The following is a 19,136-nucleotide window of genomic DNA, read 5'->3' on the forward strand; positions in this document are numbered from 1 at the left end:
AGGGGTGTTTATCCATGAATGTGACCTTTTGCGGCCATGCACAGATTACAGAACGAGAGGCGCTGCAAAACTGGCTGCAAACCGTAACACAAAGCCTGATTGAGCAAGGGGCCACTACCTTTTACCTGGGCGGCTACGGGGCCTTTGACAGTCTGGCGGCTGCGGTTTTGCGGGAGCAAAAGAAACGGTATCCGCAGGTCGAGCTGGTCCTTGTTCTGGCGTATCTCAACACCAGACGGGATACTTCCGGTTATGACAGAACCGTGTATCCACCACTGGAAACGGTGCCGCGCCGGTTTGCGATTTCCCATAGAAACCGCTGGATGGTGGAGTCCGTCGATGTAGTGGTCAGCTATGTCCTCCACGATTGGGGCGGCGCTGCCACAACCCTACAATACGCCAAGCGAAAAAAGAAGCGGATCATATCTTATTGTGATGATGTGGGAGGCTGAGGCCGCCCTGTTTTTAAGAGGAGGGAAACTTCATGGCAACCACACGCATTATGCCGCTGCACACCGGCAAGGGCCGCACGGAGAGCCGAGCGATCAGCGACATCATTGACTATGTGGCAAACCCGCAAAAGACCGACCACGGCAGGCTCATCACTGGCTATGAATGTGACAGCCGGACCGCTGACGCCGAGTTCCTGCTGGCAAAGCGGCAGTATATCGCGGCCACCGGACGGGTGCGGGGGAAGGACGATGTGATTGCCTATCACGTCCGTCAGTCCTTCTGTCCCGGCGAGGTCACACCGGCGGAGGCAAACCGGCTGGGCGTGGAATTTGCCAAGCGGTTTACCAAGGGCAAACACGCTTTCATTGTCTGCACCCACATCGACAAATCCCATGTCCATAATCACATTATTTGGAGTTCGGTCAACCTGGACTGTGACCGAAAATTCCGCAACTTTTGGGGCAGCACAAAGGCCGTCCGGCGACTGAGCGATACCCTGTGTGTGGAGAATGGATTGTCCATTGTCGAAAATCCAAAGCCCCATGGAAAGAGCTATAACAAGTGGCTGGGCGATCAGGCCAAGCCCTCTCACCGGGAGCTGCTGCGGGCTGCCATTGACAATGCCCTGGCACAGAAACCTGCCAACCTGGACGAGCTGCTGAAGCTGCTCCAAGAGTCTGGCTGCGAGGTATCGAGGCGCGGGAAATCCTATCGTTTGAAGCTCTCCGGCTGGAATAAAGTAGCCCGTCTGGACAGTCTGGGTGAAGGCTACACCCTGGAGGACCTGTTGGCCGTTCTCACCGGCAAAAAGGAGCATACACCCCGTCAGAAACCGGCCATGCAAGCAGATCCGCCGAAGGTCAATCTGCTGGTGGATATTCAGGCCAAACTCCAGGCTGGAAAAGGCGCAGGGTATGTGCGCTGGGCCAAGGTTTTTAACCTGAAACAAATGGCGCAGACCATGAATTATCTCACCAAGCATAACCTGCTGGAATATGCGGTGCTGGAGGAAAAAGCAGCGGCGGCCACGGCCCACCACAATGAACTGTCGGCGCGGATCAAGGCGGCAGAGAAACGCATGGCGGAGATCGCTGTCCTGCGGACCCACATCATCAACTATGCCAAGACCCGTGAGACCTATGTAGCCTACCGAAAGGCCGGTTACTCCAAGAAATTCCGCCAGGAACATGAGGAAGAAATCCTGCTCCACCAGGCGGCGAAAAACGCCTTTGATGATATGGGTGTCAAGAAGCTGCCCAAGGTCAAAGAGCTGCAAGCCGAGTACGCCAAGCTCCTGGAGGAAAAGAAAAAAACCTACGCCGAGTACCGGCGCTCCCGTGAGGAAATGCGGGAGCTGCTGAAAGCAAAAGAGAATGTAGACCGGATTTTGAATATGAAGGAAGAAAAGCAAGCAGAAAAAGACCGCAACCAAACCGAAAGGTCCTGACTGGAAGTGTTCAAAAAGTGCAGACACAAACCAATTTGGAGCAACAAAGGAGGGTGATCTGAGACCCCATAAAATAACCCTGAAACGGCTCTCCCGCAAAACTTTCAAAGTCACTGTCCAAAATGCTTGCCTCTGTTCGTTAATGAAATAATACGAACAAAGTGGGGGCTTCTCCCCCACTCGTATTTGGTGCCACATCTCCCCTAGTGACAGTTGAACTGTCAGGGCTTTTCAAGGCCAGGAAACGGGTTGAAAAGGCTGAAAGATTTTAGAAGGCAGCGGCGAGCTGGTCATGGTCAAAAGCGTCCAACGGACGCGCAGCCGCAGAATGAAATTCTGCGTTCATGGGGGCTTGGGGGACACCCTCAACAAGCAGCGCCGGGAGCCGAATGGCTATCCAGGGGCATTGCTTGCCACAATACGCTCCCGCTAAAATGTTCCGCTTTCATTTCGTTTGATTATGGGCTGTCCTATACGTTATTTGATTAAACAAGTTCATAGAATAGTTCTTAAAAGAGCTTTTTTCATGCTATAATTGATATTAAAGTTGATTGGACCAGCCACTGTTCCTTGGAGACTGTTTCTGCGATTTGGCAGGAGCGGCGGCAGCGCACATTTGGCTCCCGGCCCGGAGGCTAGGAAAGGACAAAGGCGCAAGCGGCAAGTCAAAATATAGTCATTCAAAAGTTAACCTTACAATTTATTATGAGGAGGATTTTAAAATGTCACAATGGAAAATAACGAAACTGGTTCTTTCTTTGCGGCGCGAAAATAAACGCCCTGGTGAGACTGCCTCTATACATCAAACATATAAAGAAGCGGAGATCACCCCCGCACTGTTGGAAGATATGAGGTCATTGCTTCTGCAAGGGAAAATTACAAGAGTAGAAATTGATAATGAAACAGAGTATATCGGAATGTCTATCTTTATTGAAGGCCAGAAATCTCAAATTGGAATTGTTGATGAAATGAATGAAGTTGTCTACTATTACAGCAACGGAAGTCAAAGTCAAAAGCCGGTTGATATAGGTAGCTCTACCTTTGAAGAATGGATGATTTGTAATCAACCAGAAACAATGCTGTCAATATTATCGAAATTCATTGAGTCAGGAGAAAGATTGGACACCGTTTTGTGGGAATCCGAGGAAGTCTAAACTAAAAACGAAATAGCAACCAGGCAGCCGCTGCCGCCAAACCTGTTTCTGTGATTTGACAGGAGCGGCGGCAGCGCACTTTTGGCTCCTGGCCTGGAGACTGGGAAAAAGTAAAGCAATAACAGGAGGATATATCAATGGCAAAATTTCAATTACAGGAAAATGAAACTCTGATCGGCAGCGGCATGATGGCCTACAAGCATAAGAAATCCCCTGCCAGTCAGCCCACAAGAGGTACGATCTATGTGACCAATCAGCGGGTGTGCTACTATGAGTCCTGGAGCAACTATGTCTATATGGATCTGCCTCTGTCTGAGGTGGCGGGGTATGACACAAATCGCGCCCTGTTTGTAACCTTTGTCTACATATACGATAAGAACAATACCCGATATGCCTTTTCCGGTTTCCCAGCCAAAAAGCTGCAAGGCTGGCTAGAGCAGGTTGGTGTGAAGAAGTTGGATCGGTAAGGTTCTGCTGCATCCACGATCAAGCAGGCACCCTTTGGGCCACTCTGCTCCAGCGGTGGGAAAACAGATCAATAAATCAGAGTTTAGAGGTATAGCATGATTACAACAAACCAAGTTTGGCAAATAATGAATAAATTGTTTCCAGAAAATGCATCTATGCCATATAATGAACTTATTGGGGATATATCTTGCATCATTTACCGAAATGATATATTTGAATGTGGCGACAAAACTATCCGTAGCAAACATATAGATATAGAGTTTTCATTTGGCGAATGCTACGAAATTCCCCAAGATACCCCAGTGTTTCAATTTATTTGCAATATATGTAATCTTTCGTTGCCCGAAGAAACACAAGAATTTATTATCTATCAAAAATAGTTTAATTCCCATTTATCGGGCGGCTACAGCCCTGATTGATTCGATCCATGCCCCATTGCTTGAGAACAAGGAGAAGCCAACCATGGACCACAAAAAATATTCCCCACTTTCCATTTTGAAAATCGTATGCGGGGTTGCCTTTGCCTTTTGGCTGATGATGGGTGCCCCTACCGGCTGGATCTATGACCTGGGAGTTGGAACCGGGACAGAGCAGGGGCAGATGCCGGATCAGTCTGTCTCCGTCGTACATACCCAGGACGATGTGGAGGACTTCTTCTTTCAAACCACCCCGGCCACAGTACCCAAAGAAAGCCTGATCCGCTGCCCCTTGCTACGCCTGCGGGATTCCGAGTATGCGGGGGAACACACCCACCTCAACAGCCAGACAAAGAGGACAGTTGTCATTTCTGAATATATCCCCGTGGCCTATCCCACAGGCCCGATCCGGAGCTTCCTGCTTAGGTTCCTGGCGTCTGGACACTACAACGGCTACTACCTGGCTCCGCTGGAGGATGGCTCCTATATCTGCGTCTACTTTGACGATTATCTCATGCTGCGCTCCGGCGATGAGCTGCCCACAGGCTATATTCGGTACACAACAACCGAAGAAAAAACCATGCTCCATCAGATGGCGGAGGATTATGAGGTAGACCCGGTATATGTGCTGGATATGTACCACCACGGCAAGGTCAACTGGATGCTGGACTTTGCGATCCGCGCTGGTGTTGGTATTCTTCTGCTGGCGGTCGGCTCGGTTATTGTCCGGGGCGTCAAAAAGGCTGTACGGAGCAAAGAGGTGCAAAGTTTAAAATAATTATGAGCGATTACAGCTATGAACAAATAAAAAAGATTATACTTGAGTTGGAGCAGAGAAATATCCTTAAACACTTGAAAAAGAATGATTGTGTAGAGATAACTAAAAACAACCATGAGGCATTAATAATGGATTTTACATTTAAGTCTTGTTTAGCTCAACTTTCAGTATCAAATCCTATCTTTGCTCCTTATCAATATGTTTCCTTTGAGGCTATGACGCTTGATTCCAAAAAAGCACAAAAGTCAGGAAATCCAGAATTGATTTATTTTTTTTATGATACACCGGAAACACTATTGCAAGAAGTTGTATATGAATTAAAGGTAGGTATTCGATACTGTTCGGATTATATTCCGAATCTATTACTGAAAAAATACTTGCATAAACAGGGCACAATAGGCTTCGCAAGGGAAGATCCTAGAAAAATGGTACATCCAGATGATATTAACAAGATAGAAAAGATTATTTTACATAAAAATTATCAGTGCATTGATATGCAAGCGCAATATTTAGTATTAAGCAATAAGAGATCTATCGTTAGAGTCTTACCAAAGGCTTTTACCATACAACGTGCAGAAAACATTGTAATTTGACATTATAGTTTTCTCCTGCTGGTGGTTGGCTCGGTTATTGTCGGGGGCGTCAAAAAGGATGTACGAAGCAAAGAGCAGAATACTTTTGAGCCATAGCAGTGCGCCTTTTGCATTGACCAGCGGTGGAATGTCCCAAAACAGAGTAATAAATCGGAATTAAAGGAGAAACGATATATGGACTTGGACTATCAAAAAGCATGGATAAAAGATAGTTTTGGCCGGACTGAGTTAACACATGCAATTCTTAGACATAAGACACAGCGAGCATTGCAGTTGGTAAAAGAGTGCCCAGATGTGAATGAGAGAGATAGGGGAGGATATTCCTATCTATATTTTGCCGCTCAAGCGTGTGAGGTAGAAGTTGTGGATGCGCTCCTAAAACGCGGGGCTGATCCCAATATAGAGACAGTGTCCGGAGCAACACCGTTAGGAGCAGCACTATTCGCTTCACAGCCGAATTCTGTTGAGCGAGCCTATCAAATTGTTGTGTTGCTGTTAGCGGCAGGGGCTGACCCGGATCATAAAAATTATAATGGGATAAGCATTCGGAGACTATCTCAATCGCTGGCTCCAGGAAAAATTTCTGATTACCTCTGCGCTTATCCAGATGTATGATTTTAAAATGATTTCACGCCTCAACAAAGGTGGTCTCACCACCAACCGCGCCGGGGTGGGTATTCTCCTGCTGGTGGTCGGCTCGGTTATTGTCCGGGGCGTCAAAAAAGCGATCTGGCGTAAAGAGAATTGACAATAATTCTATGAATGGTATTACAAGAAAGAAGTTATTTGGAAGCGGGGTGGAATGAGAATCAAAAGTTGATACGAAATTGTTTCATAAAAATTGAACGAAAGGCAACTGCTTGCAGCACTCTATTTGTGTCCAGTGAAAAGCAGTTGAAATGGTATTATCATGAGAGATTTACTTTTAGATTCATTTTATGATGCTCTGAATAAAGAAATTCAAAAGTTAAATCGAATACAAACACTAGGGCTTTGCTGCTTAAGCATGAGCCGTATGTGGGTTCCATTTGCTCAATGGGCGAGTAGCAATAACGTTTCACACATCATAGATGTCGGTGAAAAATGTAGCAATATGTTGTGGGATCAAGTTATGGCTGAACAAATTTACAACACGCAATATGACTTGTTTTTGGGGTACATACGAGAAATTAAAGCCGCAGTAAATGAGTTATATGATCAAGACATTTCTATCGATGATAGTCCAGCAAGAATTTATATTGATTCATTATCTTCGGCAGTTTGCTTTTTCGATCCCAAAATGTTGCTCAAAGGAGTTAAATATGATTGTATCGATTGTGCAGAAACGATTGTCGGCGGCATATCTGAATATACATACGATGAGATTTTTTCCTCTAGTGGGAATATTTCTGAGGACAAACTTGCAATTTTAGTTAAGCAAAGTCCAATATGGCAGGAAGAATGCGATAGAATTAAGAGCGATTTAGCATTAGTCGCATCATCCTCACAAAATAAAGAGGCAATGCAAAATCAGAGACACACCTATATGAATATCAACATTTTTAGCTGATAATTGTTGGGTACGTTGCTGTGAACCGGATATTATTTGATATAAGGAAAGGGCTGCCATTATGGAATTATCGGAAGACATAACAAAAGACGGGGCCTGATTAGGCTCCGTCTTTATTTCTACACTGGACTTTACACATACATTGAGTTGGCAGCTTTTTATGTGCCAAAAGATTTTACGCTGCAATGAAAAACGGTCAAGCCTTTACATCAACGCCTTGACGGTATTCGTCCAAGATACTGGTGTCAAACGCCTGCCCTGGCTGCCAGCCGGGAACACGGGATTTGACAAAGGCGTTGATTTTGTCCACTGCATCAAAGTGGATCTGGTCTATCGTGTAGGCCGCATCCCGCCGGTCTTTGGCAGGGATGGACATCAAATAGCTATGTACCATTTCCCCGTACTCATTGCCTGTCCCGGTCATGCCATAGCGGTACTTCATATTCTCAAATACTCTGTCTCGCACCTTCTGTTCGATCTCCTTGGATACAGGGATGGTATGAAAATCTGCCGCGGTCATCCCGGTAATATCCATCCCGTCATCCGGCGTATCAGGATGTGCAACCGCAGCACCGTTTGGATACTTTGGCTGTGTGACCCCACGCTGATACTGATCTGCGTTCATCAGCATACGCGCCATATCTGTGATGGTCATTTTGTTACACCCCTTCCTGAAAGTTCAATACAGGCTATCAGCTTTGCCCATCAGCGCCTTTGGAAATTGCCATGCTTTTTGCGGAGTTCCAACAGGGTACGATCCAAAAGGTCACTCATTTCAGTGTGCATTGGGCGCTGCTCCGTCGGCTGATACCATTGGCTGTAATGATGAGCTTTATACTCGAAGATCCATACCAGCCCCACTACTGCCTGTTGTGGCCTGGGACGCAGCGTTCATCTCTGCCCTAGCAGCCCGGTATGCTTCAAAATATACTGAATCGGATTCTGCGAGAAATTTGGATTCTGCCTCTGTGGGCATCTCTATCCATTGCCCTCCGCTGGTATATGCGCCGACCAGCTCCCCATTCGAAGCATAAACTTCTGCGGTGTTATACTGTGGACAGGCACCAAAGAATGCTTTCATTGAGTAGCCACCCAGCAGACGCATCAAAAGCGATCCCCGGCTGCCACCCGTTGCGGCTCTCTGCATAATAGACATCACCTGTCCTTGCAGGCCAGAACGATTTGGAGAGATATATGCCTTTTTGCGGGCCTGTTTAACCTGGAGAAATTCGTCTGACATATATGTGCCATTTTGCGCATCCCTCTTGGCCATCTCTTTGATTTGCTCAATGTAGCCATCGGTCATCGCCTTCTGAACAGTCTTTTTTGCTGATTTCTGAATCTCTGATGTGTTGCTCTGTTGGGCTGCCTTGTTGATCCCTAATCCACCAATTTGCATCTGTACTCCCTCCCTTTATGCCCGAAGATCTATACCAGCCTCACTGCCGCCTGCTGTGGCCTGGGACGCGGATTTCATCTCTGCACGGGCAGCACGAAATGCTTCCAGGTACACACTGGCGGCTTCGCTCATAAATTTTTCTTCCGCTGCGGTGGGGATTTCTTTCCACGTACCAGCAGTCGTATATGCAGCAATCATTTCTCCATTGGGGGCATATACTTCGGCAGTAGGATGAAGCCCTCCGACATAGGCTTTCATGGAATATCCCCCAAGCAGCCTTGCCAAAAGCGTACCATACCGATTCGACGCTTTCTGAATGTAGGCAGCGGCTTGTGCAACCGGCTTGGAACGGTTGGGGGAGACATGCTTTCTCATTTGTGCGAGTCTCATTTGTCCAAATTCGTCAGACATATAAACGCCTTTTTCTGCGTCTTTTTTTGCCATCTCCTTGATTTGTTCAACGAAACCGTCTGTCATAGCGTTTTGAGCGGCCTTATTAGCAGCCCGCTGAATCTTCGGTGTCTCGCCCCACTTGGCTGCTTCGCTGATCCCTAATCCACCAATTTGCATTTGTACTTCCTCCTTTATCCAATTCCTATATAGACTCCTTTATCAATACTATCGGCGGAAATTGAAAACTTTTAACAATAACTAGGCCATTATTCAGCTTTGTCAATCTACTTTTGGACACTCTCCGCATCACAAGGCAGCACATTTTCTGCCATGTCAATCAGCTCCTCTTTGCTGAAAAAGCCTGACAAATAAAAGGCCGTTTCTCCATCCGGAGATGTCCAAACGATTGAACTTCCAACATCCGGAGAGTTGGAGAGGTAAAAATCTGCGGGGACATCTCCCACATAGACGCGTTGCTGTGTGCTGGTGGATGTGTCGATGAACCAATAGGACGAATCAAAGCTGGGTTGATAATTAAATTTCAGCAATTCCCCGCTTTCATTGACATATGTTTTGCAAATGCAATTACCTATGGTATTTGTTGCCCATTCTGTATAGCCATCCGGAATCCAGGCCAGGGAATATTTCGGGGAAATTTCTTCTTCCGAGGACTGCCCTTCGGAAGTCTGCGTCCCGGAATCTGTTCCCTCAAAATGATACACGGAGTATGTACTATATGTTTCTTTTATCCAGCGAATAAAAGCCTCCCTTGCCTCTGCATCGACTGTCAACCATGCGCCGCCGGTCAGGATAACCGCCAGAACAAAGCACGCTACACTTTTTACCAACTTATAAAGCACCGGATGATTTGCCCTGCGGGAGATCCGGCGTATCTTTTTTTGGAACGAATTTGAAAACTCATGCTCACATTCTTCAGGAGCAGGAAGCGAATCCAGGATAACCTGGTCAGCCTCAACAGCTGCTGCTTTCAGCATCTCCTCGGTAATCACAACTTGCCCTCCTTTTCGTATAGGTCTTTTAATCTGGCCTTGGCACGTTGATCGAGTTTTGACGCTGCGGCAAAAGACAACCCCAGAATAGACGCCATCTCCTTCACACTATACCCCTGAACATACCGGAGCAGGATCGCTTCACGATACCGTGCAGGGAGCTTCAGAATGCAGGCCGTCAGGGTGTTTTCCCCCTCATAAATCACCTGGATACCCTGAACGGTGTCGTTCAGTTCGAGCATCTGGTGTCTCTTATGCCGCCGATACAAGTCGATTGCTTTGTTCTCAACAATCGTAACGACATAGCCCTTGGTTTTGGGACACTTCGGCTCTCCGATTTTTTTCATATTTTCTGCCACATTGAGAAATGCCTGATGAACGGCATCCTCGGCGTCTTGTTCATTATGTAAAATCTCGTTGGCCACATGAAACATAAGGCCACGATACTCCAGATAGATTTGCTCAAACTTTGAGCGATCTTCTGGAGTATCAATCATTTGCAAATAGATTATCATGGTATATACCCCCGGTCGCTATGTCTTTGATTATATCATGCAAGGTTCACTTTACACAAGTAAAGAGCAGCTTGATGGTCATGTGGGGGTATCCTGGACTCAAAGATACAGCCGCCAAGGGGTCTGTATCTGTTTTATGTTTTAATCCCGTTTTGCCTTTGAAAAATCTGGACAATCCCCTCAAAACAACATATCTTCTATTATGTGCGGCTCCTGATGGGGGCTGCATTTTTTATATAAATCGACTTGAACCATAGCCATTTCAACATAATTAGATTTTGTGTGTCCAAAATGTGTAGTATTGAACGTTATGAGATATAACCCGACACATCTTTTTTCCTATTTCTCATTATTAGTGACACGAGAATCCATTGTTGGACACTACTTCTCAAAATTATGTGCAACAAACTTCTTAACTGTGGATCAGCGGGTAAAAAGATGGGGGTGTTCGCTGTCAAGCTAAAAATTTGCAGGTGAGGCCTCTTACCATGAATTTTTGTGCGGCAGGAATTTTTATGTTCAGTGGTTGGGATGAGACAATGTTTATAGGACGATAAAGGCTGCCATTCTGTTTACCTTAAATAGGATGACATTCTTCTAGTGGTATGATGTTCGGCGGTCTGCAAAGGTGGCCGCCATGGTACAAACAAAATATCGACAAAATCAGAGGAATTTTTTACTTTTACGAAAACGCTCCTCTCCACTCAGCAACTTTTTAATTGTCCGATTAGAAGTTGACCATACACAGCTTAACGCCAGTTTCCCGGCTTGGGAGGCTGGCGTTTTTGTTTGTCGTTATTTGTGGAAATCCCGCGCATTTTGCCGATGTCGCTCTCCGCCTCTGTTCGATTCACTTGACTATCAGCTGTCTGTGAATCGAACAGGAGGTACATAATGAAACAAATCAATCTTCGAGACTTATATCCAGATGTTTATAAAGAGGATACCTTTGTAGAAGTCTCTGACGAAATACAAGCTGTATTTCAGTCTGCTCAGCGCGCCGAGGCAGCCTATAACCGCCAAAGGTATCGCTATAAAGCTCACTATTCCCTGGATCGGGGAGATGGCATTGAACACAATTCCCTTGCAAGGCCACTGACACCGGAGATGATTCTGGAGGATAATTTCCTCAAGGAACAGGTGTATGCCGCTGTGATGTCTCTGCCAGAACTGCAAGCTAAGCGAATCTACGCCCGGTATTACTTGGGGATGACCATTACTGAAATTGCACGCACAGAAGGAGTGAGTAAAAGCCGGATTACAGAAAGCATACAGCGTGGGCTAAAGAGCCTTGCCGGAAATCTGAAAAAAATTCTTGGGTAGGCGGAACTTTCCCTCAATATTGGTCATGGTTATCAGAGGCAGAGTTTTATCATCTGCTCTGATAGCAGCTTGACAATTACATATACGGCATTCCTGGTACATATCCCATGTACGAGCGAATCAGGCGCGCCGCCAAGAAGGACAAGCCAAGGAGGTGATGAACCGGCTGGTCCTGAGCGATCAACGCAAGCCTGAGACCTGGAGGTGGTATTCTGGGGCGCGGTGACTGCATGGGGGCTTAAAGATACTTCCTCACGGCCTCCTAAAGACTTGGGGGGAACCCTGCGGCGCACGAGCAACATGAGCAAAACGACGCTGTGGAGTTATGACAGCCGCACCAGCGGAGACCAGGAATGTCCCTATCGTCAGGGGTGCGTGGCAAATGTGGCGAAAGCAACAGATATAATCTGAAAGGCTGCGTCCATTTGCTGTTAGCAACAACAAGGCATCATTTGGGTGCAGCCCTTTCTTTTCAAAGTCAGATACCATGCGCTGGCAGCTTCGGTTGCCAGCGCATTCATGTGATTTTGAAACCAACCGCAAAGAAAGGAGAACCCTTATGAACCAGTTGACACAAACCTGCCCACAAACAGCAACCGACGAATTGGTTGACATCCGTGAAGTTGCGGTAGATAAAAACCTCCCCAAAGAGGAACGGATTACGGCCTTTCTTCACCAGATCAAAAACCCCTATCGCTTTCGCTGCGGTGATTTTGTGGTAAATGCCGCATTTGCCAGCAATGGGGTCACATTGGAGGAGTGCCTGCAAGGGATTTTAAGGTAATCGACATCCTCGCTCTTTTTCCAAAAGCGTGCTACGATGTGTATGGAAAAGGATGAAAACTGAAAACCTCGAAATCCACTCTTTTCTTGCGAGAGCTTCCGGGAGGAAAGGAGTGCTTTTTCATGCCAAAATATCAAGCAACAGCTTACATTCGTCTGTCTTACACCGATGATCGCTCCAGCGAGAGCGACAGCGTTACCAACCAGCGGAAGCTGATTGAGAACTTCATTGAACGAAACCCGGACATTCAAATCGTATCCGAAAAAATCGACGATGGTTACAGCGGTATCATTTTTGACCGTCCAGCGTTTAAGGAAATGATGCAGGACATCACCGATGGCAAGATCAACTGCGTCATTGTAAAGGACCTCTCCCGCCTGGGACGAGAGTACATTGAAACCGGACGCTATCTGCGCCGGGTGTTCCCCACTTATGGGGTCCGCTTTATTGCCATCACGGATAACATCGACACCGCCCATGAAGGCAGCGGTGACGATCTGACCGTATCCGTCAAAAACATTATGAACGAAGCCTACTGCCGGGATATTTCCATCAAGACCCGTACCTCTTTGGATATAAAGCGCCGTAACGGAGATTTTGTTGGAGCCTTTCCCGTTTATGGCTATATGAAGTCCGAGGAAAACAAAAACCTGCTTGTGCCTGACCCGTATGCTTCCCGCGTTGTTCAGGACATCTTCCGTATGCGTCTGGATGGGACAAGCGCCCTGCGGATCGCCACTGTCTTGAACGGAATGGGCATCCTCTCCCCCCTGGCCTATAAGAAAAATAATGGCTTCCCCTATGCCAAACACGGCTATGCCGACAAAGAGGATTGCAAGTGGTCTGCTACAACGATTATCCGCATTTTGCAGGATGAAACCTACATCGGTACATTGGTACAGGGGAAGCAAGGCACCCCACACTACAAAATCAAGCAAATGGAGCAGCGGCCATCCTCTGAATGGATTCGCGTCCCTGACGCCCATGAGCCGCTGATTGCCAAGCAGGATTTTGAGCTGGTCCAGCGTATCCGCAGACTGGATACCCGGACTTCTCCCAAGCAGGATACAGGAACAGCTTGATACCACGCTGGGGCAATACTCTCTTGGTCTGGAAAACCTCACCAAAGAAGCCGAGGAACAGAAAAACATACAGGCTAAAATCGCCAGCCGGAAACAGGAAATCCAGCAGCTGCGAACCTATCAGCGCGGATTGTATGAGGGCCTGATCCAGAACCATCTGTCAAAAGATGAGTATTTTACCTTCAAAGAGAAGTACGAAGCCAAAATCAAGGCGGCCAGCGAGGAAATCGAGCAGCTGAAAGCAGGGTTTGCAATCATCGCCAAGCAGCTGGAACAGTACAAAATGCTGTCCCAGGATGCACAGCATATCAAGGAAGATCACCAGCTGACGGCAGCCCTAATTGACCGCCTGATTGACCGTGTAGAGGTCTCAAGAGAAAAGCGGATTACGGTTCGTTTCCGTTTCCAAAGTGAATTTGAGCATTGTGAGGAGGTGCTGAGCCAGTGCAGAAATATGTGATTGCCCTTTATATCCGCCTTTCCTTGGAGGATTATAAATACGACAGTATGAGCATTGAAAACCAGCACCTTGCGTTGAACGAATTTGTTTCGTCCATGCCGGAGTCCGCCCATGCAGAAATCCTTGAGTTTATCGACAACGGGTATAGCGGGACAAACTTTGAGCGTCCCAAAGTCCAGGAGCTGATTGAGATGGTACGGGCCAATAAGATCGACTGTATCATCGTAAAAGACTTTTCCCGATTTGGACGAAACAGCATTGAGACTGGCTATTTCATTGAGCGTGTGTTCCCGCTGTTTCACACCCGGTTCATTTCCATCAACGATAATTTTGATAGCGACCAGCACAAGGGCGATACCGGCGGTATGGATGTGGCTTTCAAGTATCTGATCAGCGAGTATTACAGCCGGGATATGTCCATCAAGACCAAAAGCGCCAAGTACGCCAAAATGCAGCGCGGCGAATACCAGAGCAAAGTTTGCCCTTATGGGTATCGCAAAAGCGCCGATGGCAGAATGGAACCGAACCCGGAAACCGCTGCTGTGGTACAGCTCATTTTCCAACTTGCTGCAACCGGCATTGGAGCGGCAGCCGTTACCAGGGAACTCTTTAAGCGAGGCATACCTACCCCAGGAGAATACAAAGCAGCTCATGGGCAGAAGTACCACGATGTCTCACGCTCCCGTGGCCGCTGGAGTGGCGCTACGGTTCTCCGTATCCTGGAGGACGAACGCTATATCGGCTCCTATGTCATCGGGCGTCGTGCGGTTATCGAAGTGGGCGGCACACGGAGCCGCAGGAAGGCCCGGGACAAGTGGTTCATTATTCCCGACCATCATCCGGCAATCGTTGATAAAGAACTATTTGAAAAGGTGCAGGCTGTGCAGCGCCGGTTTTCCTTGCCGACCAGGAAAACCAGGGATTACCCACTGAAAGGCAAGGTCTATTGTGGCTGCTGTGACCATGCACTCTCCCGCATCACCCAAAAGAAACCGTTTTATATGTGCCGCCATTCCACAGCCGATTTGAACAGCCGCTGCCGCGATGTCCGGGCAGATGCTGCTGGCCTGGAAGAAGCAGTCCTCCTCACTTTGAAAAAGCAGCTGGAAGTCCTGCTGCCCGTACATAAAGACGGCACCATTCACCTGGAGGCCACCGCTGCCAAATGCTCTGAGTATGCGAAGCAGCTGGAAGCTCTGAAGGACCAGAAGCAAGCTCTCTTTGAACGGTATCTCCTGGGGCAGATCGAGCTGGACACTTATAAATCGGAGAAAGCAGTTTATGACGCAGAAATACTGAAAGTCAAAAATGCCTATGCTGCTGTCACCGCCCAGGCAAAGCTGAAGCGAGAAGAACAGGCCCGCCAAAGCAACCGACAAGAGATTGTTCACTCGATTGCGGAAGCGGATGTGCTGACATCGGAGCTGACCGATCTACTGATTGAAAAGGTGTATGTATTCCCCGACAACCGCATTGAGATTGTTTACAAAATCCATGGCCTCTTTGAATAATTGAAGGTATAAAAACGGAAAACCCAGGCTATCAAATCCATCTTGGTAGCTTGGGTTTTCTGCTTTTCAGAATTATATTTTTTTGTCGTGTGCTTGACATACGGGTGGCGTAAATCATGGAACCTGATGTGCGGCAGTCTCGCCTCTTTCAGCAGTACCTTCATCCAGTAGTAGGCAGCGCTGGGGCGTACCGGCTTTTCCGGAGCCAGCGGCTCCGGGAAGATCCACTGGCTGACCGCGTGTTTTTTCCTCTCCTTTAATCGCTGGACAGTACTGGGGGGCAGACGGATGGTGCGTCTGCCCCTCTCGGTCTTGGTCTCGCCGATCTCCATTTCACCCCGCTTAGGTACATTCACCGAGCGGAGGATTTTCAGCGTCCCAGCGTTCTCGTCGAAGTCCCTCCACATGAGACCGCAGATCTCACCTCGACGCAGGCCGGTGGTCAGCTCCGTGTAGAAGAAGTCCCGCCAGATTTCGTTCTTGTCCACTGCCGCAAGGAAGGTATCCATCTGCTCTCGGTCGAGAACCTGCTTTGGTTTGTAGTTGCTCTTGGGCAGCTTGGCACCGTCCGTTGGATTATAACTTCTGATAGGTAGGTGCCGCTGCGTGGTGGAACTCGTCCACCACGATGTAGTCGTAAAAATCCGGAGCGGTTTTGGCGGTGAAATTCTGGGAGTTGAAGGTCTGGATAGACAGAAACAGGTGGTCAATGCCCTCTGGCCGGTAGCTGCCCACAAACAGCTCTCCGAAATTGGCGTCCTTCAGGACTGCTCGGAAGGTGTACAGGCTCTGCCGCAGAATTTCCTCCCGGTGGGCTACAAAGAGTAGGCGGCAGACCTTGCCAGGATGCTGCTTGCAGAAGCGCTTATAGTCCAGAGCGGAGATCACCGTTTTTCCGGTACCGGTAGCGGCTACCACCAGGTTCCGGGTGTAGCCCCGGACAGCGCGCTCCGCTTCCAGCTTGTCCAGGATCTCTTGCTGATAGGAGTAGGGGGCGATATCCATGGTGTACACTTCGGCGTTGTTGGCGTCAAAGTATTTTTCCGCTTTCAGTGCCCGGGCCAACCTCTCCTTCTGATCCTCGGAGTAATACTCAAATTCGTTGGAATTCCAGTAGCTCTCGAAGGTGGCGGCGATCTTGTCGATAGTCTCCGGCAGATCCCGGCGGGTCACCTTCACGTTCCACTCCAAACCGCTGGAGATAGCGGCGTTGGACAGGTTGGAGGAGCCTACATAGGCGGTGGTGAAGCCGGTATTCCGGCAAAAGATATAGGTCTTGGCGTGGAGGCGGGTGCGCTTAGTGTCGTAGCTGACCTTGATTTTGGTGTTGGGCAACTTGCGTAGTTCCTCAATGGCTTTCACATCGGTGGCCCCCATGTAGGAGGTGGTGATGATCCGCAGCTCGCCTCCGTTCTGGGTAAACTCCCGCAGCTCATCTATCAGGAGCCGCAAGCCACTCCACTTGATGAAGGACACCAACATATCGATGCGGTCGGCAGAGACAATCTCCTTTTTGAGCTCCGTGTACATCTGGGGCTCATGGATAGCTCCGGTAAACAGGCTGCTCTGGGCGATGGAGGTTTCCGGCCGGCTCAGGTCGGCAGCTGTCTTGCCCACTGCCAGTCGTGGATCCTGCTCCTGTAAAAGCGCAAGAAGCTGCTCTGCCCGCAGGTCGACGCTCAGCGAAGCAAAGTCAGCTTCTTTCGTTGTATTCTGGATGAGGTTTACGATCTGGTTGGCAAGGCCGATCTGGGTAGAGATGTCCCCGCCGTTGTCCGCCACATTCTCCAGGCCCTTTTGCACCACATCTGCCAGATACTGCGCCAACACCTTGGAGGCCTCCGCCCTGTCAATGGGCGCAACCGATTTGCGGGTATCGGGAATCTCCGAAAGCTCGCGGTTCAGGGCAGTATTGATGACTTGTTCATAAAGGCCGGGAGGCAACATGTTAGTTCACTCTTTCTATTTTCTCTTCTGGGATACATATTGTACTTAGTATAATTGGAATTCCAATATCCGACAAGAACTTATTGGCAAATATCAACAAAGCGTTCCAGATTTTATGTATCCCTTTTCCGATCATTAAGAATTCAGTTTAGCATCCCATTTGTCCAATAAGCAGGACTATTCTGTGTGCTGACCCCTGTCAAGTGGACGGAAATTTAGGACACCAGCTATACTGCTGCTTCCAGGCTCAAATCCAGGATGTACTATTTTTGTAACAAACTGTATGCAATCATGGTTGTAAAAATAGATGTACTCGTCCACCAGTTCGGCAGCAGCGTGAATGGTCTGAGGTTTAGCTCGGGAAATTCACTCGATCTTCAGTAAGTTGAAAAATCTTTCTACACAGGCATTGTCATACCCAAGCATTAATCTGCGTGCCTCACAGAAGAGACTTACATAACTATCCTTTGCCCCCTCTGAAATCGATGATTTCAGAGGGGGCTTTATATATTGCGGCACAAAATTTGAAGGCTTAATTTATTCATCGAAAGACATAAATAATTCTTTTGGAAGAGGTGTAACCCCTTCTCGTACCATATTTACCGCACACTTTTGTTGGATTTTTGTTATATATGGAGGCAAAATTTTTCCAATACGCTTGTCCTTCCATGCATTGAAGTTTAAAACTTCCAGATCCATATCAAATTGAATCGCTTCTTCTCCAGCTACGCAGCCTATAATGACCTTGTCGTCACGTTCGAGTATAGTCCCTTTTCTAAAAAAAATACTATTCCGATGTTTACTGAAATGCCGATTGAACTCTGCCAATTTCTCTGCATCTTGACAAATTTCGCACATTTGATCTAAAGAAAAGTGCTTTTTAGCACTAAATACCAACTCTCTTTCAGTTGTAAGACGAATGTCCTCGGAAACTATGTCTTTACTTTTTAGTTTTTTTCCTCGTATACAGTATACTACAGGATCTGCTTCTCTTGCTAAGGAACATTGAGCTCTAATATTTAGATAGTATTTAGAGCCATCCTTAAACAGATCTCCTGTGTATGCTTGTGCAGGCTGCTCCATATACGACAAATACCGCTCGCCCTCTACAACTTTTCGAAGCTCTTCAATATTTGGAGGAGTATCAGACTGAATAGATGCCTCGTCAAAAGAATAGTTTTGAATTCTATTCTGCAAGCTTCGGGTAACAAAATCGCCAAATTCTTGCTGATTTTCAATGCTATCTTCTTTAAGCATATTCCAAATTATTTGAGCCCAATTAGGAGAATATGAATAGAACTCATTGAACATCGCGTTTTGCGTTTCGCGTAATACCCTCTCCCACTCTTTCAGAACATATGCAGACGGCATTTTCTTAATCCACTCAGTAATAGCGGAAAAAAGTTCTTCTTCAGTATCGACATCTATTTTTTGTTTTACAAAAATACGATTTGTTTTTTTATCATCCCATAGGGATGCTTCTTTTAAACTATCAATTACAGTGTCGGGTTGCTTTGCCGTAAAAATGAAGACGGGAACAAATACATCAGTCAGTAGTTTCTTGATAAACTCTATCAATCGTTCTTCTTCATTTTCGACCAATCCACCTGGTATTGTTACACGTTCCCCTTCTTCTACCTCCAGTTCTCCATTCGTGTAGTCCCAATCAAGGATTACAAATGAAGCACTGGCAAGCGCCGGGATTACATCCAGTTGCGGTATTTCACTAAATACCGCAACTGGAATATTTTTTGCCTCAATTAGTTGTTTTATCTTATATATTGCTGAGGTTTTCTTTTCAATTTCGTTATCGACGATTACCGCAATGCCATTAAAGAGTTTTTCAACATCCAT

General features: G+C 47.3%; 21 protein-coding genes and 2 pseudogenes. 15 read left to right on the forward strand and 8 right to left on the reverse strand.

All coding sequences use genetic code 11. The features are described 5' to 3' along the window. The 10 genes from B5F88_RS12460 to B5F88_RS12490 all read left to right on the forward strand — a co-directional run. Window positions 1-452 (forward strand): hypothetical protein (locus B5F88_RS12460; RefSeq protein ID WP_242959778.1); only part of this gene is annotated, 452 nt, incomplete at its 5' end. Between the two features lie 32 nt (window positions 453-484). Continuing rightward, the gene (locus B5F88_RS12465; RefSeq protein WP_087346582.1) at window positions 485-1,900 is read left to right on the forward strand and encodes a relaxase/mobilization nuclease domain-containing protein; all 1,416 of its coding nucleotides are present in this window, start codon (window positions 485-487) and stop codon (window positions 1,898-1,900) included. Window positions 1,901-2,622: 722 nt separating this feature from the next. Then, window positions 2,623-3,054, forward strand: a complete 432-nt coding sequence (locus B5F88_RS12470; protein WP_087346585.1) for a hypothetical protein — start codon at window positions 2,623-2,625, stop codon at window positions 3,052-3,054. Window positions 3,055-3,191: 137 nt separating this feature from the next. Next, complete coding sequence (locus B5F88_RS12475) at window positions 3,192-3,521, forward strand: GRAM domain-containing protein (protein WP_087346588.1); 330 nt, start codon at window positions 3,192-3,194, stop codon at window positions 3,519-3,521. A gap of 96 nt (window positions 3,522-3,617) precedes the next feature. Continuing rightward, window positions 3,618-3,902 (forward strand): hypothetical protein, encoded by a 285-nt coding sequence (locus B5F88_RS20250; protein ID WP_140402112.1) that lies wholly within the window; start codon window positions 3,618-3,620, stop codon window positions 3,900-3,902. Window positions 3,903-3,984: 82 nt separating this feature from the next. Beyond that, window positions 3,985-4,716, forward strand: coding sequence for a hypothetical protein (locus tag B5F88_RS12480; RefSeq protein ID WP_087346590.1), 732 nt, complete (start codon window positions 3,985-3,987; stop codon window positions 4,714-4,716). A gap of 2 nt (window positions 4,717-4,718) precedes the next feature. Continuing rightward, window positions 4,719-5,309 (forward strand): hypothetical protein, encoded by a 591-nt coding sequence (locus B5F88_RS12485; RefSeq protein WP_087346593.1) that lies wholly within the window; start codon window positions 4,719-4,721, stop codon window positions 5,307-5,309. 174 nt (window positions 5,310-5,483) lie between these two features. Next, window positions 5,484-5,924: an ankyrin repeat domain-containing protein gene (locus B5F88_RS20255; RefSeq protein WP_140402113.1), complete on the forward strand. Its 441-nt coding sequence runs from the start codon at window positions 5,484-5,486 to the stop codon at window positions 5,922-5,924. Then, window positions 5,917-6,057, forward strand: a complete 141-nt coding sequence (locus B5F88_RS20690; protein WP_162612184.1) for a hypothetical protein — start codon at window positions 5,917-5,919, stop codon at window positions 6,055-6,057. Before B5F88_RS20255 ends, B5F88_RS20690 begins: the two co-directional genes overlap by 8 nt. A gap of 162 nt (window positions 6,058-6,219) precedes the next feature. Further along, complete coding sequence (locus B5F88_RS12490; RefSeq protein WP_140402114.1) at window positions 6,220-6,858, forward strand: hypothetical protein; 639 nt, start codon at window positions 6,220-6,222, stop codon at window positions 6,856-6,858. A 196-nt stretch (window positions 6,859-7,054) separates the two neighbouring features. Here B5F88_RS12490 and B5F88_RS12495 read toward each other — a convergent pair whose 3' ends face one another. The 5 genes from B5F88_RS12495 to B5F88_RS12515 form a co-directional block, all read right to left on the reverse strand. Then, on the reverse strand, window positions 7,055-7,513 hold the full coding sequence (locus tag B5F88_RS12495; protein ID WP_087346598.1) for a hypothetical protein: 459 nt from the start codon (window positions 7,511-7,513) through the stop codon (window positions 7,055-7,057). 177 nt (window positions 7,514-7,690) lie between these two features. After that, window positions 7,691-8,257 carry a hypothetical protein gene (locus B5F88_RS12500; protein WP_087346601.1) on the reverse strand — a complete coding sequence of 189 codons (567 nt, stop codon included), beginning with the start codon at window positions 8,255-8,257 and terminating at the stop codon, window positions 7,691-7,693. Window positions 8,258-8,272: 15 nt separating this feature from the next. Next, window positions 8,273-8,827, reverse strand: coding sequence for a hypothetical protein (locus tag B5F88_RS12505; RefSeq protein WP_087346604.1), 555 nt, complete (start codon window positions 8,825-8,827; stop codon window positions 8,273-8,275). A 107-nt stretch (window positions 8,828-8,934) separates the two neighbouring features. Further along, entirely contained in the window at window positions 8,935-9,660 is a 726-nt protein-coding gene (locus B5F88_RS12510) for a DUF4367 domain-containing protein (RefSeq protein ID WP_087346607.1), read from the reverse strand. Continuing rightward, window positions 9,657-10,175: a sigma-70 family RNA polymerase sigma factor gene (locus tag B5F88_RS12515; RefSeq protein ID WP_087346610.1), complete on the reverse strand. Its 519-nt coding sequence runs from the start codon at window positions 10,173-10,175 to the stop codon at window positions 9,657-9,659. The genes B5F88_RS12510 and B5F88_RS12515 overlap by 4 nt, the downstream gene beginning before the upstream one ends. Window positions 10,176-11,069: 894 nt before the next feature. Here B5F88_RS12515 and B5F88_RS12520 point away from each other — a divergent pair. The 5 genes from B5F88_RS12520 to B5F88_RS12545 all read left to right on the forward strand — a co-directional run bounded on the left by B5F88_RS12520 (window position 11,070) and on the right by B5F88_RS12545 (window position 15,335). Next, a complete protein-coding gene (locus B5F88_RS12520; RefSeq protein WP_087346614.1) occupies window positions 11,070-11,498 on the forward strand; it encodes a sigma-70 family RNA polymerase sigma factor in 429 nt (142 codons plus the stop codon). A 559-nt stretch (window positions 11,499-12,057) separates the two neighbouring features. After that, the gene (locus B5F88_RS12530) at window positions 12,058-12,282 is read left to right on the forward strand and encodes a DUF6870 family protein (RefSeq protein ID WP_087346617.1); all 225 of its coding nucleotides are present in this window, start codon (window positions 12,058-12,060) and stop codon (window positions 12,280-12,282) included. A 122-nt stretch (window positions 12,283-12,404) separates the two neighbouring features. After that, window positions 12,405-13,364, forward strand: a complete 960-nt coding sequence (locus tag B5F88_RS12535) for a recombinase family protein (protein WP_242959779.1) — start codon at window positions 12,405-12,407, stop codon at window positions 13,362-13,364. Further along, window positions 13,294-13,824 carry a hypothetical protein gene (locus B5F88_RS21450; RefSeq protein ID WP_242959780.1) on the forward strand — a complete coding sequence of 177 codons (531 nt, stop codon included), beginning with the start codon at window positions 13,294-13,296 and terminating at the stop codon, window positions 13,822-13,824. Before B5F88_RS12535 ends, B5F88_RS21450 begins: the two co-directional genes overlap by 71 nt. Then, the gene (locus tag B5F88_RS12545; protein ID WP_087346622.1) at window positions 13,809-15,335 is read left to right on the forward strand and encodes a recombinase family protein; all 1,527 of its coding nucleotides are present in this window, start codon (window positions 13,809-13,811) and stop codon (window positions 15,333-15,335) included. The genes B5F88_RS21450 and B5F88_RS12545 overlap by 16 nt, the downstream gene beginning before the upstream one ends. Here B5F88_RS12545 and B5F88_RS12550 read toward each other — a convergent pair. From B5F88_RS12550 to B5F88_RS12560, 3 genes and pseudogenes are all read right to left on the reverse strand, one after another. Next, window positions 15,308-15,913: pseudogene (locus B5F88_RS12550) on the reverse strand (site-specific integrase); the annotation flags it as partial. The gene B5F88_RS12545 and the pseudogene B5F88_RS12550 sit on opposite strands and share 28 nt — an antisense overlap. Before the next feature lies 1 nt (window position 15,914). After that, window positions 15,915-17,282 (reverse strand): annotated as a pseudogene (locus B5F88_RS12555) (DEAD/DEAH box helicase family protein); the annotation flags it as partial. Window positions 17,283-17,819: 537 nt separating this feature from the next. Then, complete coding sequence (locus B5F88_RS12560) at window positions 17,820-19,136, reverse strand: hypothetical protein (RefSeq protein ID WP_087346625.1); 1,317 nt, start codon at window positions 19,134-19,136, stop codon at window positions 17,820-17,822.

The organism is Flavonifractor sp. An306, from assembly GCF_002159455.1.
GTDB lineage: Bacteria > Bacillota > Clostridia > Oscillospirales > Oscillospiraceae > Flavonifractor.

Excerpts from the sequence above, each read along its gene's own strand:
- B5F88_RS12465 (WP_087346582.1), top strand. The coding sequence starts at position 485 with ATGGCAACCACACGCATTATGCCGCTGCACACCGGCAAGGGCCGCACG.
- B5F88_RS12480 (WP_087346590.1), top strand. The coding sequence starts at position 3,985 with ATGGACCACAAAAAATATTCCCCACTTTCCATTTTGAAAATCGTATGC.
- B5F88_RS12495 (WP_087346598.1), bottom strand. The coding sequence starts at position 7,513 with ATGACCATCACAGATATGGCGCGTATGCTGATGAACGCAGATCAGTAT.
- B5F88_RS12500 (WP_087346601.1), bottom strand. The coding sequence starts at position 8,257 with ATGCAAATTGGTGGATTAGGGATCAACAAGGCAGCCCAACAGAGCAAC.
- B5F88_RS20250 (WP_140402112.1), top strand. The coding sequence starts at position 3,618 with ATGATTACAACAAACCAAGTTTGGCAAATAATGAATAAATTGTTTCCA.
- B5F88_RS12515 (WP_087346610.1), bottom strand. The coding sequence starts at position 10,175 with ATGATAATCTATTTGCAAATGATTGATACTCCAGAAGATCGCTCAAAG.
- B5F88_RS12530 (WP_087346617.1), top strand. The coding sequence starts at position 12,058 with ATGAACCAGTTGACACAAACCTGCCCACAAACAGCAACCGACGAATTG.
- B5F88_RS12475 (WP_087346588.1), top strand. The coding sequence starts at position 3,192 with ATGGCAAAATTTCAATTACAGGAAAATGAAACTCTGATCGGCAGCGGC.
- B5F88_RS12560 (WP_087346625.1), bottom strand. The coding sequence starts at position 19,136 with ATGGATGTTGAAAAACTCTTTAATGGCATTGCGGTAATCGTCGATAAC.
- B5F88_RS12470 (WP_087346585.1), top strand. The coding sequence starts at position 2,623 with ATGTCACAATGGAAAATAACGAAACTGGTTCTTTCTTTGCGGCGCGAA.
- B5F88_RS12485 (WP_087346593.1), top strand. The coding sequence starts at position 4,719 with ATGAGCGATTACAGCTATGAACAAATAAAAAAGATTATACTTGAGTTG.
- B5F88_RS12490 (WP_140402114.1), top strand. The coding sequence starts at position 6,220 with ATGAGAGATTTACTTTTAGATTCATTTTATGATGCTCTGAATAAAGAA.
- B5F88_RS20255 (WP_140402113.1), top strand. The coding sequence starts at position 5,484 with ATGGACTTGGACTATCAAAAAGCATGGATAAAAGATAGTTTTGGCCGG.
- B5F88_RS12535 (WP_242959779.1), top strand. The coding sequence starts at position 12,405 with ATGCCAAAATATCAAGCAACAGCTTACATTCGTCTGTCTTACACCGAT.
- B5F88_RS12520 (WP_087346614.1), top strand. The coding sequence starts at position 11,070 with ATGAAACAAATCAATCTTCGAGACTTATATCCAGATGTTTATAAAGAG.
- B5F88_RS12505 (WP_087346604.1), bottom strand. The coding sequence starts at position 8,827 with ATGCAAATTGGTGGATTAGGGATCAGCGAAGCAGCCAAGTGGGGCGAG.
- B5F88_RS20690 (WP_162612184.1), top strand. The coding sequence starts at position 5,917 with ATGTATGATTTTAAAATGATTTCACGCCTCAACAAAGGTGGTCTCACC.